Below are 15,049 nucleotides of genomic sequence, written 5' to 3'. Positions count from 1 at the left end.
CCATCCGTGCGCCGTTCGAGGAGCTGGTGCCCGCATGACCACCCGCGTGCTGCTCGCCGACGACGAGCACCTGATCCGCGGCGCCATCGCGGCCCTGCTGGACCTGGAGGAGGGCATCGAGGTCGTCGCCCAGGTGGGCAGGGGCGACGAGGTCGTGGCCGCGGTGGCCGAGCACCGGCCCGACGTGGCCGTGCTGGACATCGAGATGCCGGGCATGGACGGCCTGAGCGCGGCCGAGCAGATCAGCGCCCAATGCAAGATCGTCATCCTCACCAGCCTGGGCCGCCCCGGCTACCTGCGCAGGGCCATGGCGGCGGGCGTCAGCGGCTTCCTCGGCAAGGACGCCTCGGCGGAGGAGCTGGCGATGGCGATCCGCAAGGTCCAGGCGGGCGGCCGCTACCTGGACGCGGAGCTGGCGGCGGCGGCGATGGCGGCCGGCGACAGCCCGCTGACCGAACGCGAGCGCGACGCGCTGCGGCTGGCCGGCGACGGGGCCACGATCTCCAGGATCGCGGCCGAGCTGCACCTGACCGAGGGCACCGTGCGCAACTACCTGTCGAGCGCCATGACCAAGCTCAACGCCCAGAACCGCCTCGAAGCCATCCGCACCGCCCAGCGCATGGGCTGGCTCTGACCGCTGCCGGCCGTCTCCGGGGCGGCGCTGGTAGCCGTCTCCGGGGCGGCGCACGGGGGCGGCGACGACTCCTTCCGCAACCGGAAGAGGGCGCTCATGAGCGCGGCCGGCCCCCGCGGCCGGGACCGGTGGCCCCCTGGGCGAAGGCGGCGGCGTACCGCTCGGGTCCGAGCGAGACCCGCAGCCGCCCCGCGACGTCCAGGTGGGCCTGGCTGAACGGCTCCGCCAGGATCACCCCGAACTCCTGCCGCAACCGATCGGCGGCCCCGAGCAGGCGCACGGCCCTGACGTGGTCGCCGCCCGCCGCGACCGCCCAGGCCAGCACCTCGGTCCCCCAGGTCGGCGACCAGCGGTCACCGAGGGCCCGCTGACGCCCCACGCCGTCGCCCAGCAGCTCGGCGGCCCGCCGCGGGTCTCCGTGCCGCAGCTCCGCCAGCCCGGCCCCCCACAGCGCCCAGGACAGCGCCCACTCCCCCTGCTGCGCCCGCGCCTCGGCCAGGTATTCGCCGCTCGCGGCCAGCGCGGTCTCCCTGTCGCCGAGGAAGGCCGACGCCATGGCCCACATCATCGTGGCCATGTGCGTGTCACCGGTACGCCCGTCGCGCCGTAGCTCGTCCCTGGCCCGCGCCAGCAGCGCGATCGCCCGTGGATCGGCCTGGCGGAGCAGCGCGTGGACGCCCTCGGCGAACGTCAGCGTGGCGTCACCCCCTGGCAGCCCCTCGGCCCGCTCGCGGCAGGCGGCCATCAGCGCGTCGGCCCCCGCCAGATCGCCCTGGCACAACGCGATCCACACCGTGAACGCGGTGCCACTCACCTGCAGCGGCGCGGGCAGCCCGGCCCGCTGCGCGAGCGCGGCCTCCAGCCAGTGCCGCCCCTCCGCGGGGGTGCCGTTGAAGAACCAGGTGTGGGCGCTGGTCAGGTGCACGGCCAGGCGCAGCCCCGCCCCGGCCTCGCCCGGCCAGGTGAGGCAGAACTCCATGGCCGCACGCAGGTTGGGCAGCTCGCGCCGCAGCCGCGACAGCCATTCGGCCTCCCGCGGGCCGAACCAGCCGGCCGCGGCGTCGGCAGCCGTGCGCAGGTAGTGGTCGCGGTGCCGGATGCGCAGCTCGATCTCCTCGCCCAGCTCGCGCAGGCGGTGACGGCCGTACTGGCGGATGGTCTCCAGCAGCCGGTACGTGGCGTGCGGGCGTCCTGCGGTGTGGGCGGTCACGATCGACTTGCGTACGAGCCCGGCGAGCACGTCCATGACGTGCCTGCGCGGGATCTCGTCGTCGGCGCACACCGACTCGGCCGCGGCCAGGTCGAAGCCGCCCGCGAACACCGACAGCCGCGCCCACAGCCGCTGCTCCCGCTCCGTGCACAGGCCGTGGCTCCAGTCGATCACGTCCTGCAGCGTCCGCTGGTGCCTGGGCGCCGGGCCCGTGCCGTCCGCGTGGCCGGTCAGCACGTGGAAGCGGTCATCGAGCCGGTCGAGCAGCTCGTCGAGCGACAGGGCGCTCAGGCGTACGGCGGCCAGCTCCACCGCCAGCGGGATGCCGTCCAGCCGGCGGCAGAGCTGGACGGCGGCGGCCAGGTTGTGCCCGTCGATCCGGAACCCGGGCACCGCGGCGGCGGCCCGATCGGCCAGCAGCCGCACCGCCTCACCGCCGCCCTCGTGGTGCCCATCCGGTCCGTCACCGTCTTCGCCGGCCGCTGAGACGGTCAGCGGCGGCACAGGCGGCACGTGCTCCCCGGCCGCCGTGACAGTCAGGGGCGGCATGTGCACGTGCTCCCCGGCCGCCGTGACAGTCAGCGGCGGCACGGGCAGCACGTGTTCGCCGGGGAGGCCCAGCGGCTGCCTGCCGGTCGCCAGCACCCGGAGCCCCGGCACCCCGCGCAGCAGCACGTCCAGCAGCTCCGCGGCGGCCTGCGCCACGTGCTCGCAGTTGTCCATCACCAGCAGCACCCGCTTGTCGCGCAGGTGCCGCAGCAGGATGTCGCGCGTGGGGCGGGCCGACTGGTCCCTGATGCCCAGCGACTCCGCCACGGCCGGCTCCAGCCGTCCCGGGTCGGCCAGCAGGGCGAAGTCGGCCAGCCACACCCCGCCGGAGAACGCCGGCGCCTGCTGGGCGGCCACCCGCAGCGCCAGGCGCGTCTTGCCCACCCCGCCCATCCCGGTGAGCGTGACCAGCCTGGCCGTCTCCAGCAGCCCACGCACCTGGCCGAGCAGGCGCTCCCGGCCGACGAACGAGGTCAGCTCGGCCGGCAGGTTGCCCACCGCCTGGGTCCCGGGCCGGGGCGCGACGAGCGTGGCGTCGCCGGTGAGCATCCGGCCGTGCAGGTCGCGCAGCTGCGTACCGGGATCGACGCCCAGCTCCTCGGCCAGGAGGTGACGCACGTCCGCGTAGCAGCGCAGCGCCTCCCCCTGCCGCCCGCACCGGTGGAGCGCGAGCATCCGCTGCGCCCAGAACCGCTCCTGCAGCGGATGGGCCGCGGTCAGCTCGCGCAGCTCGGCCAGCACGTCGTCATGCCGGCCGAGCTCCAGGTCCGCCTCGATCCTGGACTCGATCGCGCCGAGCCGGCGTTCGGCCAGCGCCGGCGCGACCTCCCTGCGCAGCAGCTCGGAGTCGACGTCCGCCAGCGGCTCCCCGCGCCACAGCGCCAGCGCCTGGCGCAGCAGCTCGGACACCCGCTCGGGATCGCCCGCGGCCGTCCTGGCCAGGCCGCGCAGCGCGTCGAACCGGTGCAGGTCCAGCGCGCCGTCGGCGACCTCGATCAGGTAGCCACCCGGCCGCGACACCACCGGCGGGGGCTGCCCCGCACCGCTCAGCGATCGGCGCAGGCGCAGCACGTGGTTCTGCAACGTGTTGCGTACGCCGCCCGGCGGGCGCTCTCCCCACAGCCGCGCGACCAGCGTCTCCACGGGGACGACCTGGTTGGCGTCGATCAGCAGCGCCGCCGTCAGGGCCCGCTGCTTGGCCGCGCCGATCACGATGGGCACGCCGTCGCAGGACACTTCCAGCGGCCCCAGCACACCGAACGCGAACCCCATCCACCCCTGCCCAGGAAGACCTGCCGCGCCTGACCCCCCAGTGATATCACGCCACGTGACCGGGAAGTGACCGAACGATGACCGTCCGGACAGCGCCGCACGGCAGTCTCATGCAAGACCGCACTCGGGCCGGCGACTGGGAGGAGAGACGGATGGATCGTCACAGGAAGGGCGCGCCACCCGCGCGACGATGGCGGGCGGCGCGATCTCGGTGCACGCCGCCGAGAGCGGGACCGCGGCCCCGACCGCGCCACCGATTGGGCCGCGCCTAGCCGGGGCGCCCCGCCGCACCCCCGGGCGGCGGGGCAGCCTCGGGCCTAGCAGGTGACGTACGCCGACCGGGTGGCCCGGTAGGAGCAGGAGTCGACGAGCTTGCCGTCGGCCTTACGGACGTAGGCGGTGTCCTGGTCGTTGTTCCAGACGTACTGCTTGCGTCCCCAGTAGACGCTGCTGGTGCCGTCGCCACCCTGGCCCGACCGGATGCTGATCCGCTTCCTCGCGCCGAGTATCACGTCCGGCCCGAACGCGTAGCTGTAGCCGGTCTTGTCGCGCAGCGTCCACCCCTCAAGGTCGATCGCCTTCTGCGTGGTGTTGAGCAGGGTGACGTACTCGGCGTTCAGCGAGTCGTTGGAGCGCCGGTCGGCCCCCGGGGAATCGTAGTAGATCTTCACGATCTGTAACGCGGGGGCCGCGGCCTGGGCGGGCAGCGCAGTGCCGAGCGCCGCCGTGGCGGCGAGCACGGCGACGCAGGTGGAGACAAGTCGCACCGTCGAGTCCTGTCTGTGGGGGATGTGACCCAGGTAAAGACGACGGACGACAGTGAACGGTTTGCAGGAAAATTCCGGTATTTAGCCGGATCTACTCCTTGACGAGCAGCCCGACGCACTCCACGTGGTGAGTCATCGGGAACGCGTCGAAGGCGCGCAGGTCAGCGAGGCGGTAGCCGCGTTCGGCCAGCCAGGACAGGTCTCGGGCGAACGTGGCCGGGTCGCAGGAGACGTACACGATGCGTGAGGCGTCCAGCGAGGCGATGCGCTGCACCACGTCGCGGCCGAGGCCCGAGCGCGGCGGGTCCACCACCACCAGGTCGGCCCGCTCGATCTCGAACCGGTCGAGGGCCTCCTCCACCCGCCCCCGCTCCACCCGGGCCTGGGGCAGATCGCGCAGGTTGGAGCGGGCGTCGCGGACGGCGGCGGCCTCCGACTCCAGGCCGAACACCGCACCCTCCGGCCCCACTCCCTCGGCCAGGCCCGCGGCGAACAGGCCCACGCCGCAGTAGAGGTCGAGCGCCCACTCCCCCGGCTCCGGCGTCGCGTAGGCCAGGACCGCGTCGAGCAGCGTCTCCGCGGCCCCCGGGTGCACCTGCCAGAAGCCGCTCCCGGACACCCGGAACACGCGGTCGCCCACCCGCTCGTGCAGCACGCCTGAGCCCTTGCGCGGCACCGTACGGCCCTTGCCCTGGTCGAGCATGACCGAGGCGGGCGCGTCGAGCTCGGGCACGGTGACGCTGCGCCTGGGCCGCGGCGAGACCACCACGGCCCGGTCGCCGCCCGAGGACGCGATGACCTCGATGGCGGCGGCCCCCGGCCAGTCGTACTCCTCCGCCCCGACCGCCTCCACCTCCGGGTGGGCGATCAGGCAGGCGTCCACGACCTCGATGTCGTGCGAGCGGTGCTTGCGGAAGCCGAGCCGGCCGGTCGGCAGGGCGGCGAACTGCACCCGCGTACGCCAGCCGAGCCCGTCCTTGGCCCCCGGCACCTCCTCGACGAGGATCTCGCGCTCGATGCCCGCGAGCCGGTGCAGCTGCTCGGCCACGACCTGTTCCTTGAGCCGCCGCTGCGCCTCCGGCGTGGCGTGCTGCCAGTCGCAGCCGCCGCACCGCCCGGGACCCGCGTACGGGCACGGCGGCACGACGCGGTCGGGCGCGGCCTCCAGGATCTCGACGGCGTCGGCCCGCAGGAACCGGGTGGTCTCCTCAGTGACCTCGGCGATGACCCGTTCGCCCGGCAGCGCATGCCGGACGAACACCACGCGCCCTTCATGGCGCGCCACACACCAACCGCCGTGCGCGACCGGACCTACCGTCAGCTCGAGAGATACCTGTTCCACAGTGACCACCCTATGGGGAGCCGCGTCCAGCACGGTCCGCACCCATGCCCCGACCTGCCCGACTACCGTAAGGACTTGATCCACTACTGTAGGTGGTCGTGGACAGTGGACGGGTGGTGTGGCGGCGGCTCGGTTTCGGCGGGACGCTGCTGGCCACGCTGTTCGCCTGCGCCTCGCTGACGCCGTCGCTGCTTCCCCGCACCTGGCTCTACCAGGGGGTGATGGGGGCGGTCACCGGCATACTCGGCTACGCCGTGGGCGCGTCCGCGGGCGCGCTCGGCCGGGCGCTGATCCCCTACCGGCCGCCTCGGCGGTGGCGCAGGATCGCCTGGCGGGTGCTGATCGGCGGCTGCCTCGCGCTGGCGGCGGTGGCGCTCTGGTACAGCTACGACTGGCAGCGCGACCTGCGGCCGCTCATGGGCATGGACACGCGGATCACGTGGTTCCCGCCGCTGATCCTCGCGGTGACCGTCCTCCTTTTCACGACAAGTCTGGCTATTTCCAGACTCGTACGCCTAGGCGGCCGCAAGCTGATCACCTGGCTGGACCGGTTCGTCCCCGTCCTGGTCGGCCAGACCGTCGGCGTGTTCGTCATCGGCTTCCTGGTCGCGGTGTTCGCCAACGACGTGCTGTTCTCCGGGTTCGTGGCCAGGATGAGCGACGTCTCCTCGGTCACGAACGAGGGCACCCACCCGGGCGTCCGCAGGCCCGCGTCGGCCAATCTCGCGGGCGGACCGGGCTCGCTGGTCACCTGGGAGTCGCTGGGCAGGGAGGGCCGCCGCTTCGCCGCCGGGGCCGCCACCCCGGCCCGCCTCGCCGCCTTCTCCGGCCGCCCCGCCGCCGAGCCCATCAGGGTGTACGTCGGCCTCGACAGCACCACCTCGCCCCAGGCGCAGGCCGCCCTGGCGGTGCGCGAACTGGAGCGCACCGGCGCGTTCGGGCGGCCCGTGCTGGCCGTGCTGGGCACCACCGGCACCGGCTGGGTGGACCAGCACATCGCGGACACGCTGGAGTACATGTACAACGGCCGCTCGGCCCTGGTCGCGCTGCAGTACTCGTACCTGCCGAGCTGGGTGTCGTTCCTGGTCGACAGGGACAAGGCGGCGGCCACCGGCAGGGCCCTGTTCGAGGCCGTGCGCGCCAGGTGGGAGCGGCTGCCGCCGGCCGGGCGGCCCCTGCTGCTGCTGTCGGGCGAGAGCCTGGGCTCTTACGAGCTGGAGCAGGCCGTCCGCGACCTCGACGACCTGGTGGCGCGGGCCGACGGGGCCATGTTCGTCGGCCCGCCGAACGCCAATCCCATCTGGCACCACCTCACCACCGCCCGCGAGCCGGGCAGCCCGGTCTGGCGGCCGGTCTACGACGGGGGCAGGACCGCCAGGTTCGCCCAGCACCCGGGCGACCTGAGCCGGCCGCCGGGCCCCTGGCCGCACCCGCGCGTGGTCTACCTGCAGAACGACTCCGACCCGGTCGTCTGGTGGACGCCCGACCTCATCTACCGCAGGCCGGCCTGGCTGGAGGGCGTGCGCGGCCCGGGCGTCAACCCGCAGATGAACTGGTTCCCGCTGGTGACGTTCTGGCAGGTGCTGGTGGACATGACGGCGGCGCTGTCGGTGCCGCCAGGGCACGGGCACCGGTACGGCGCCAACATCGTGGACGGCTGGGCCGCGGTCGCCGCGCCGCCGGGCTGGAGCGCGGCGGACACCGGCCGGCTGCGCGCCCTGTTCAGCGGCTCTTGATCTGCTGGTCCTTGGCGGCCTGGTGCCCCGGACGGCGTACGGAGCCGGGCGCGAACGGCTCGGGCCGGCCCTTGAGCCGGTCGGAGGAGTGCAGCTGCCACGGCACGCTCGTCACCATGACCCCCGGCTTGAACAGCAGCCGCGCCTTCAACCGCAGCGCGCTCTGGTTGTGCAGCAGGTGCTCCCACCAGTGACCGACCACGTATTCGGGGATGAACACGGTCACCACGTCGCGCGGCGAGCGCCTGCGCAGCGTCTTGACGTAGTCGAGGATGGGCTGGGTGATCTCGCGGTAGGGCGAGTCCAGCATCTTGAGCGGCACCGGGATGCCCCGCCGCTCCCACTCCTCCTGCAGCTTGCGCGCCTCCTCGCCCTCGACGCCCACGGTGACGGCCTCCAGCGTGGAGGGCCGGCTGGCGCGGGCGTACGCGATGGCGCGCATGGTCGGCTTGTGGATCTTCGAGACGAGCACGATCGTGTGGTTGCGCGCGGGCAGCATGGCCGGCTCGTAGTCGTCGGTGAGCTCCAGCTCGGCGGCCACGTTGTCGTAGTGGCGCCTGATGCCCTTCATCATGAGGAAGAGAATCGGCATCGCGATGCACACGATCCAGGCCCCGACCAGGAACTTCGTCAGCAGCACGACCACGAGCACCAGCCCGGTCATGATCCCGCCGAAGAAGTTGATCACCCGCGAGCGGTGCATCTGGTGGCGGACCCTGGGGTCGGTCTCGGTCTTCAGGTGGCGGGTCCAGTGGATGACCATGCCGATCTGGCTGAGCGTGAACGAGACGAAGACGCCGACGATGTACAGGTTCAGCAGGCGGCTGACGTCGGCCTGGAACCCCCACAGCAGCAGGCACGCGCCCAGCGCCAGGATGACGATGCCGTTGGAGAAGGCCAGCCGGTCGCCGCGGGTGTGGAGCTGGCGCGGCAGGTAACGGTCCTGCGCCAGGATCGAGCCGAGGACGGGGAAGCCGTTGAAGGCGGTGTTGGCCGCCAGGAACAGGATCAGCGCCGTCACCGCCGAGATCACCACGAACGGCAGCGACCCGCCCCCGAACACCGCGTCGGCCACCTGGGCGATGATCGGCTGCTGGTAGTAGCCGGGGCCGACGGGCGTGCCGTCCGGCCTGAGCAGGTCCTCGGCGACCACGGACGGCTCGGCCACCTTCACCCCGGAGGCGAGCCCGAGCGCGATGATGCCGCCGAACATGGTGATCGAGACCAGGCCCATCATGAGCAGCGTGGTGGCGGCGTTCTTGCTCTTGGGCTTGCGGAAGGCGGGCACGCCGTTGCTGATGGCCTCGACGCCGGTCAGGGCCGCGCAGCCCGAGGAGAACGCGCGCAGGATCAGGAAGGCGGCGGCGAAGGAGGTGAGGTTGGCCTGCTCGGGCTCGATGGAGAAGTGGGCGCTCGGCGCCTCGATCTGGTCGCCCAGGATCAGCAGCCGGAACCCGCCCCAGGCGACCAGGCCCAGAACGGCGATCATGAACGCGTACGTGGGCACCGCGAAGGCGGCCCCGGACTCGCGGATGCCGCGCAGGTTGACCACGGTGAGCAGGATGACGATGACGATGGCGACGGCGGGCTTGTGCTGGCCCACGAACGGGATCGTGGCGCCGACGTAGTCGACGCCGTTGGCGACGGAGACCGCGACGGTCAGGACGTAGTCGACCATGAGGGCGCTGGCCACGGTGAGCCCGGCGTTCTTGCCGAGGTTGGTGGTCGCCACCTCGTAGTCGCCGCCGCCGCTCGGATAGGCGTGCACGTTCTGCCGGTACGACGCCACCACCGTGAGCATCACGACCACGACGGCGATCGCGACCCATGGGCTGTAGGCGTAGAAGGACACTCCGGCCAGCGACAGGATGACCAGAATCTCCTGCGGGGCGTACGCCACGGAGGAGAGGGCGTCGCTGGCGAAGACCGGCAGGGCGATGCGTTTGGGCAGGAGTTGCTCGTGGAGCTGCCCGCTGCGCAGGGCCCTCCCCACGAGCACGCGTTTGACAAGATCCGTTACCTTCGCCACGTAACGAGATGCTAGCCCCAAGCCGACGCCCTAAACGAGGCGCTCCCCGATCGGGCCATACTGGTGTCCAGCAACCGGCCGACCGCGGAGATGCGGGGGGAAATGCATATAGTGATCATGGGGTGTGGCCGGGTCGGATCGACTTTGGCCCACATCCTCGAAGACAACGGCCATTCCGTCGCCATCATCGACCGCGATCCGCAGGCCTTCCGCCGGCTTCGCGCCGGTTTCAGGGGGCGGCGGGTGACGGGCGTGGGCTTCGATCGCGATGTGCTCACCGAGGCGGGCATCGAGTCCGCGGCCGCCTACGTCGCGGTCTCCAGCGGCGACAACTCCAACATCATCTCGGCCCGCGTGGCGCGCGAGACGTTCGGCGTCGACAACGTGGTGGCCCGCATCTACGACCCCCGGCGCGCCGAGGTCTACCAGCGGCTGGGCATCCCCACGGTGGCCACCGTGCGCTGGACGGCCGACCAGATCCTGCGCCGCATCCTCCCCGAGGGCGCCGAGCCGCTCTGGCGCGACCCCACGGGCACCGTCGTCCTCGCCGAGGTCACCGTGCACCCCTCCTGGATCAGCAAGCGCGTCGTGGACCTCGAAGGGCAGGCCAGGACGCGCGTCGCCTTCATCAACCGCATGGGCGAGGCGCTGACCATCACGCCGGACACCATGGTGCAGGAGGGTGACGTGCTCCACGTCATCGCCGCCGAGAACGACATGGACCGGATCAACAAGGTGCTCGCCGCGGCACCGGAGGAGGACGACTGATGCGCGTCGCCATCGCCGGAGCCGGCGCCGTCGGCCGCTCCATCGCCGCCGAGCTCCTGGAGAACGGCCACGAGGTGCTGCTCATCGACAGCGATCCCCGGGCCATCAAGATCGACAGCGTCCCGCGCGCCGAGTGGCTGCTCGCCGACGCCTGCGAGATCGCCTCACTCGACGAGGCCGGGCTCAACAACTGCCACGTCGTGGTCGCCTCCTCGGGCGACGACAAGGTCAACCTCGTGGTGTCGCTGCTGGCCAAGACCGAATACGGCGTGCCGCGCGTGGTGGCCCGCATCAACCACCCCAACAACGAGTGGCTCTTCAACGAGTCGTGGGGCGTCGACGTGGCCGTCTCGACACCGCGCCTGCTGAGCGCCCTGGTGGAGGAGGCGGTGAGCGTGGGCGACCTGGTGCGCCTGATGACGTTCCGCCAGGGCCAGGCCAACCTCGTGGAGCTGACGCTGGCGGAGGACGCCCCGGTCGTGGGCCAGCGGGCGGGCTCGGTGCCGTGGCCGGTCGACGCGGCGCTGGTGGCGATCCTGCGGGAGGGCCGCGTCCTGGTCCCGACGGCGGACGACCCGCTGGAGGCGGGCGACGAGCTGCTGTTCGTCGCGAGCCAGGAAGTGGAGCAGGAGCTGGCGCACCTGCTGTCCCAGCACTGACGATGGACGCCGCGCAGGCCAGGGAGAGGTTCGCCGGCGCCCGGGTGGCGCGGCTCGCCACCGTCGGCGACAGCGGCGCGCCCCGTCTGGTGCCGGTGACCTTCGCCGTCCAGGGCGACGAGATCGTGACCGCGGTCGATCACAAGCCGAAGCGGACGACCGATCTGCGCCGGCTGCGCGACATCCGCCACGAGCCGCGGGTCAGCGTTCTCGCCGACCACTACGACGACGACTGGACCCGGCTCTGGTGGGCCCGCGCCGACGGCACGGCGCGGGTGCACGAGAGCGGGCCGGTGCGCGAGGAGGCCCTTCGCGCGCTGGCCGGCAGATACCCCCAGTACACCCGGCAGGTGCCCGGCGGGCCGGTCATCGTGATCGCGGTCAGCCGCTGGTCCGGCTGGTCCTACACCGGATAGCCCCCGCAGACGCGGCGACCCCCCGCCGGCGCCCGGCGAGGGGTCGATCCGCGCTGGTCAGTCGACCAGGTGGGCCGTGTGCATGTCGTCGGTGTCGGCGCACTCCCCGACGAACTTGGCCAGGAAGGGGCTGCGCAGCTTGAACAGACCGGCCAGGCTGTGCCCGCACTGCGCGTCCTGCGGACCGGCGAAGTCGTCGTCGGCGATCGCGGGTACGGCCGCGATCATCAGGGCGGCGGCGGTGATGCTGATGGCGGCGATGCTTTTGTACATGGTGGGCCCCCGATATGGCGTGCGATGATCTTTCGTCTGCCTTCGTACCCGGAGAAGTGGATAGACTGGGTAAGAGGTTGACCTGAAGATCTTTACCGGTGCGGCTCGCCGAGCCCCCAGGCCGCGCGCAGGTCGTCCAGCGCCTGGTGGAAGCCCGGGAACGTCTTCTTGACGCAGCCCGGCTCGTCCAGCGTGATCCCGGGCGTGCGCAGGCCCGTGACGCTGAAGGACATCGCGATCCGGTGGTCGCCGTGGCAGGCGATCTCGGCCCCGCGCGGCTGCGCCGGGTGGATCTCGATCCAGTCCCGCCCGGTGCTCACCGGCACGCCGAGCCTGCGCAGGTTCTCCGCGCACGCCTCCAGCCGGTCGCACTCCTTGATCCGGGTGTTGTAGACGTCCTCGATGCGTACGGGACCGTCCGCGAACGGCGCGATGGCGGCGAGCGTGGGAACGGTGTCGGAGATGTCGCGCATGTTCACGGTGAGCCCGCGCAGCCGCCCGGTGCCGGTCACGGTCACCGCATCGGCGCCCAGCCGCACCTCCGCCCCCATCCGGCCGAGCACCTCCGCGAAGCGCACGTCACCCTGCAGCGAGGACGAGCCCAGCCCGGGCACGGTGACGCTGCGCCCGGTGAGCGCCGCGGCGGCCAGCGGGTAGCTCGCCGTGGAGGCGTCGGGCTCGACGGCGTAGCCGGTGGCGGTGTACGGCCCCGGCGGCACGACGAAGGTGCCGCCCGTGCGCTCGACCTCGACCCCGAAGCTGCGCATCATCGCCAGCGTGATCTCCACGTAGGGGGCCGAGACGAGGTCGGTCACGGTGATCCGCAGCCCTTCGCGGGTGAGCGGGCCGAGAAGCAGCAACGCGGTGAGGAACTGCGAGGAGAGACCGGAGTCGAGGGTGACCCGGCCGCCCTGGACGCCGTTCGCCCGTACCGTGAGGGGGTGGTGGCCCTCCTGGGCCTCGTGCGTCAGATCGACGCCGAGCGCGCGCAGTGCCCCGGTGAGCGGGCCGAGCGGGCGGCGGCGCATCTGGGCGGAGGCGTCGAACCGGAAGACGCCCTTCCCCGCCGCCGCCAGTGCCGGGAGGAAGCGCGCGGTGGTGGCGCCGTCGCGGCAGAACACCTCGGCCTCCGCGACCGCGGGGCCCTCGGGGCGGCCCTCGATCGTCCAGGTCTCCGGCTCGCGCTCCACGCGGTAGCCGAGGGCGCTCAGCCCTTCGGCGAAGCCGTCGGTGTCGTCCGAGAGCAGCGGCCGCCGCAGCACCGTGGTGCCACGGGCGGCGGCGGCGAGGAACAGGGCGCGGGCGGTGATGGACTTCGATCCAGGGACCTGCATGATGCTCACCCCACGCAGCCTAAAGCCCTCCGGACGGCCCCCTGGCACGCCGGCACCTGCCGATCATCTGACCATCGCGCAAGGGCGAAAAGTTCACCGCGCTTTCACCCGCCGTGCCGGATCGCGGACCGGCGCCGGGTAGGGACGAGATCATGCGCTACCACGTCCTGGCCTGTGACTACGACGAGACGCTGGCCAGGGACGGCCAGGTGCCCGACGCGACGATCCAGGCGCTGGAGCGGCTCTCCCGCGCGGGGATCAAGCTGCTGCTGGTCACCGGCCGCGAGCTCGAAGACCTGCTCGCCGTCTTCCCGCACCCGGGCCTGTTCGACCTGATCGTCGCCGAGAACGGCGGCCTGCTGTACGACCCGCACCAGCGCACCACCGACGCCCTCGCCGACCCGCCCCCCGCCGAGCTGGCCGAACGGTTGCGCGGCGAGGGCGTCAGCCCGCTGGGAATCGGGCACGTGCTGATCGCCACGCGCGAGCCCTACGACGTCCGGGTCCATGCCGCGATCCGCGACCTCGGCCTGGAGCTACAGGTCATCTACAACAAGGGCGCGGTCATGGTGCTGCCCCCCGGCGTGAACAAGGCCACCGGCCTGACCGCCGCCCTCGACCGGCTGGACCTGTCGCAGCACAGCGTGGTGGCGGTCGGCGACGGCGAGAACGACCACGCGTTCCTGAGCGCCGCCGAGTGCGGCGCCACGGTCGCCAACGCGCTGCCCGCCCTCAAGGACGCCTGCGACCTGCGGCTGGCGGGCGAGAACGGCGAGGGGGTGGCCGAGCTGGCCGGAATGCTGCTGGCGGGCGACCTGGACGCCGTGGCGGTCCCGCGCCGCCACGTCCTGCTCGGCCACCGGGACGAGGAGGAGGTACGGCTCCCGCCGTACGGGGTCGGGCTGCTGGTGGCGGGGCCGTCCGGCAGCGGCAAGTCCACGGTGACCACGGCGCTGCTCGAACGGCTCGTCAGCGCGGACTACCAGTGCGTGATCGTGGACCCGGAGGGGGACTACGCCGAGCATCCGGGCGTCACCGTGCTCGGCGACCCCGACCGGGTGCCCGGCGTGGAGGAGGTCATGCACGTCCTGGAGCAGCCGGACCACAGCGTCGTCGTCAATCTGATCGGCCTGCAGCTACGCGACCGCCCGGCCTATTTCGCCGAGCTGCTGCCCCGGCTGACCGGGCTGCGGGCCAGGCTCGGGCACCCGCACTGGCTCGTCGTGGACGAGGCCCACCATCTGATGCCGTCGGAGGTACGGCACGTGCCCCTCCACGAGGCCGGGGACCTCGGCGCGCTCATGATGGTTACCGTGCATCCCGAGGCGGTGAGCCCCGACGCGCTGCGGCTGGTGACCTGCGCGGTCGCGGTGGGCAAGGAGCCGGCCGGCACGCTGGCCGCGTTCGCCGCCGCCCATGGCCAGGACCGCCCTCCCACGCTGCGGCCGGCGCCCGGGGGCGACCTCGCGCTGTGGCACGTCGGCGACGACTCGGCCCGGCAGCTCACGCTGGCGCCCGCCCGCATCGAACGCACCCGGCACCGGCGCAAGTACGCGGCGGGCACGATGGCCAAGGACAAGAGCTTCTACTTCACCGGCCCCGGGGAGCGGCTGCGGCTGCGGGCGCGCAACCTGCACACGTTCGTGGAGCTGAGCGAGGGGGTGGACGACGACACCTGGCTGCACCACCTCCGGCGGGGCGACTACTCGCGGTGGATCCGCGACTGCCTCGGCGACACGGACCTCGCGCAGGAGGTGGAGGCGGTGGAGCGGGAGGACGGGCTGCCGCCGGAGGAGACCCGGCGGCGGGTGGCCGACCTCATCGGCGAGCGTTACACCCTGCCCGCCGAACCCACCGACTTCGACCCCGACCAACACGGCCGCTGAACCCACCACCGAACCACCGAACTGTCCCCGCACAGACCGGCCCAGGCCGAAGGACCGAACCACCGAACCGTCCCGCGCAGACCGGCCCAGGCCGAAGGGACGGGCGCTCCGGCTGGCCGGACGGACTCGGGCCGGACGGACGGGCTCAGGCGGGACGGACGGGCTCAGGCGGGA

At 72.7% G+C, this 15,049-nt stretch carries 12 protein-coding genes; 6 read left to right on the top strand and 6 right to left on the bottom strand.

Annotated features, from left to right (window positions below):
* Positions 1-34 precede the first annotated feature (34 nt).
* Positions 35-634 (top strand): response regulator transcription factor, encoded by a 600-nt coding sequence (locus ABEA43_RS08375; RefSeq protein ID WP_192786541.1) that lies wholly within the window; start codon positions 35-37, stop codon positions 632-634.
* A 94-nt stretch (positions 635-728) separates the two neighbouring features.
* Here ABEA43_RS08375 and ABEA43_RS08370 read toward each other — a convergent pair whose 3' ends face one another.
* From ABEA43_RS08370 to ABEA43_RS08360, 3 genes are all read right to left on the bottom strand, one after another.
* Positions 729-3,665, bottom strand: coding sequence for an AfsR/SARP family transcriptional regulator (locus ABEA43_RS08370; RefSeq protein WP_345560040.1), 2,937 nt, complete (start codon positions 3,663-3,665; stop codon positions 729-731).
* 317 nt (positions 3,666-3,982) lie between these two features.
* Positions 3,983-4,432: a lamin tail domain-containing protein gene (locus tag ABEA43_RS08365; protein WP_345560039.1), complete on the bottom strand. Its 450-nt coding sequence runs from the start codon at positions 4,430-4,432 to the stop codon at positions 3,983-3,985.
* Between the two features lie 91 nt (positions 4,433-4,523).
* Positions 4,524-5,753, bottom strand: a complete 1,230-nt coding sequence (locus tag ABEA43_RS08360; protein WP_345560787.1) for a class I SAM-dependent RNA methyltransferase — start codon at positions 5,751-5,753, stop codon at positions 4,524-4,526.
* A 119-nt stretch (positions 5,754-5,872) separates the two neighbouring features.
* On the opposite strand from ABEA43_RS08360, the gene ABEA43_RS08355 reads away from it, so the two are divergent.
* Positions 5,873-7,510 carry an alpha/beta hydrolase gene (locus tag ABEA43_RS08355; protein ID WP_345560038.1) on the top strand — a complete coding sequence of 546 codons (1,638 nt, stop codon included), beginning with the start codon at positions 5,873-5,875 and terminating at the stop codon, positions 7,508-7,510.
* Here ABEA43_RS08355 and ABEA43_RS08350 read toward each other — a convergent pair.
* Positions 7,497-9,539: an APC family permease gene (locus tag ABEA43_RS08350; protein WP_345560037.1), complete on the bottom strand. Its 2,043-nt coding sequence runs from the start codon at positions 9,537-9,539 to the stop codon at positions 7,497-7,499. The genes ABEA43_RS08355 and ABEA43_RS08350 overlap by 14 nt on opposite strands.
* A gap of 102 nt (positions 9,540-9,641) precedes the next feature.
* Between ABEA43_RS08350 and ABEA43_RS08345 the strand changes: the two genes are divergently transcribed.
* Genes ABEA43_RS08345 through ABEA43_RS08335 form a run of 3 tightly spaced genes read left to right on the top strand, consistent with a single transcriptional unit; the run spans position 9,642 to position 11,382 of the window.
* Positions 9,642-10,307 (top strand): potassium channel family protein, encoded by a 666-nt coding sequence (locus ABEA43_RS08345; protein ID WP_345560036.1) that lies wholly within the window; start codon positions 9,642-9,644, stop codon positions 10,305-10,307.
* Entirely contained in the window at positions 10,307-10,966 is a 660-nt protein-coding gene (locus ABEA43_RS08340) for a potassium channel family protein (RefSeq protein WP_138695442.1), read from the top strand. The genes ABEA43_RS08345 and ABEA43_RS08340 overlap by 1 nt, the downstream gene beginning before the upstream one ends.
* Before the next feature lie 2 nt (positions 10,967-10,968).
* Positions 10,969-11,382, top strand: a complete 414-nt coding sequence (locus tag ABEA43_RS08335; protein ID WP_345560035.1) for a TIGR03668 family PPOX class F420-dependent oxidoreductase — start codon at positions 10,969-10,971, stop codon at positions 11,380-11,382.
* Between the two features lie 57 nt (positions 11,383-11,439).
* Here the strand turns inward: ABEA43_RS08335 and ABEA43_RS08330 are convergent, their stop codons facing one another.
* A complete protein-coding gene (locus tag ABEA43_RS08330) occupies positions 11,440-11,655 on the bottom strand; it encodes a hypothetical protein (protein WP_345560034.1) in 216 nt (71 codons plus the stop codon).
* A 92-nt stretch (positions 11,656-11,747) separates the two neighbouring features.
* Complete coding sequence (aroA, locus tag ABEA43_RS08325) at positions 11,748-12,989, bottom strand: 3-phosphoshikimate 1-carboxyvinyltransferase (RefSeq protein ID WP_345560785.1); 1,242 nt, start codon at positions 12,987-12,989, stop codon at positions 11,748-11,750.
* A gap of 152 nt (positions 12,990-13,141) precedes the next feature.
* Here aroA and ABEA43_RS08320 point away from each other — a divergent pair, with 152 nt between their 5' ends.
* Positions 13,142-14,875, top strand: coding sequence for an HAD-IIB family hydrolase (locus ABEA43_RS08320; RefSeq protein WP_345560033.1), 1,734 nt, complete (start codon positions 13,142-13,144; stop codon positions 14,873-14,875).
* Positions 14,876-15,049 lie beyond the last annotated feature (174 nt).

It is taken from the genome of Nonomuraea rosea, assembly GCF_039539705.1.
Lineage (GTDB): Bacteria > Actinomycetota > Actinomycetes > Streptosporangiales > Streptosporangiaceae > Nonomuraea > Nonomuraea rosea.
The sequence above is the reverse complement of the archived record's forward strand: the minus strand, read 5'-3'. Positions and strand labels throughout refer to the sequence as shown.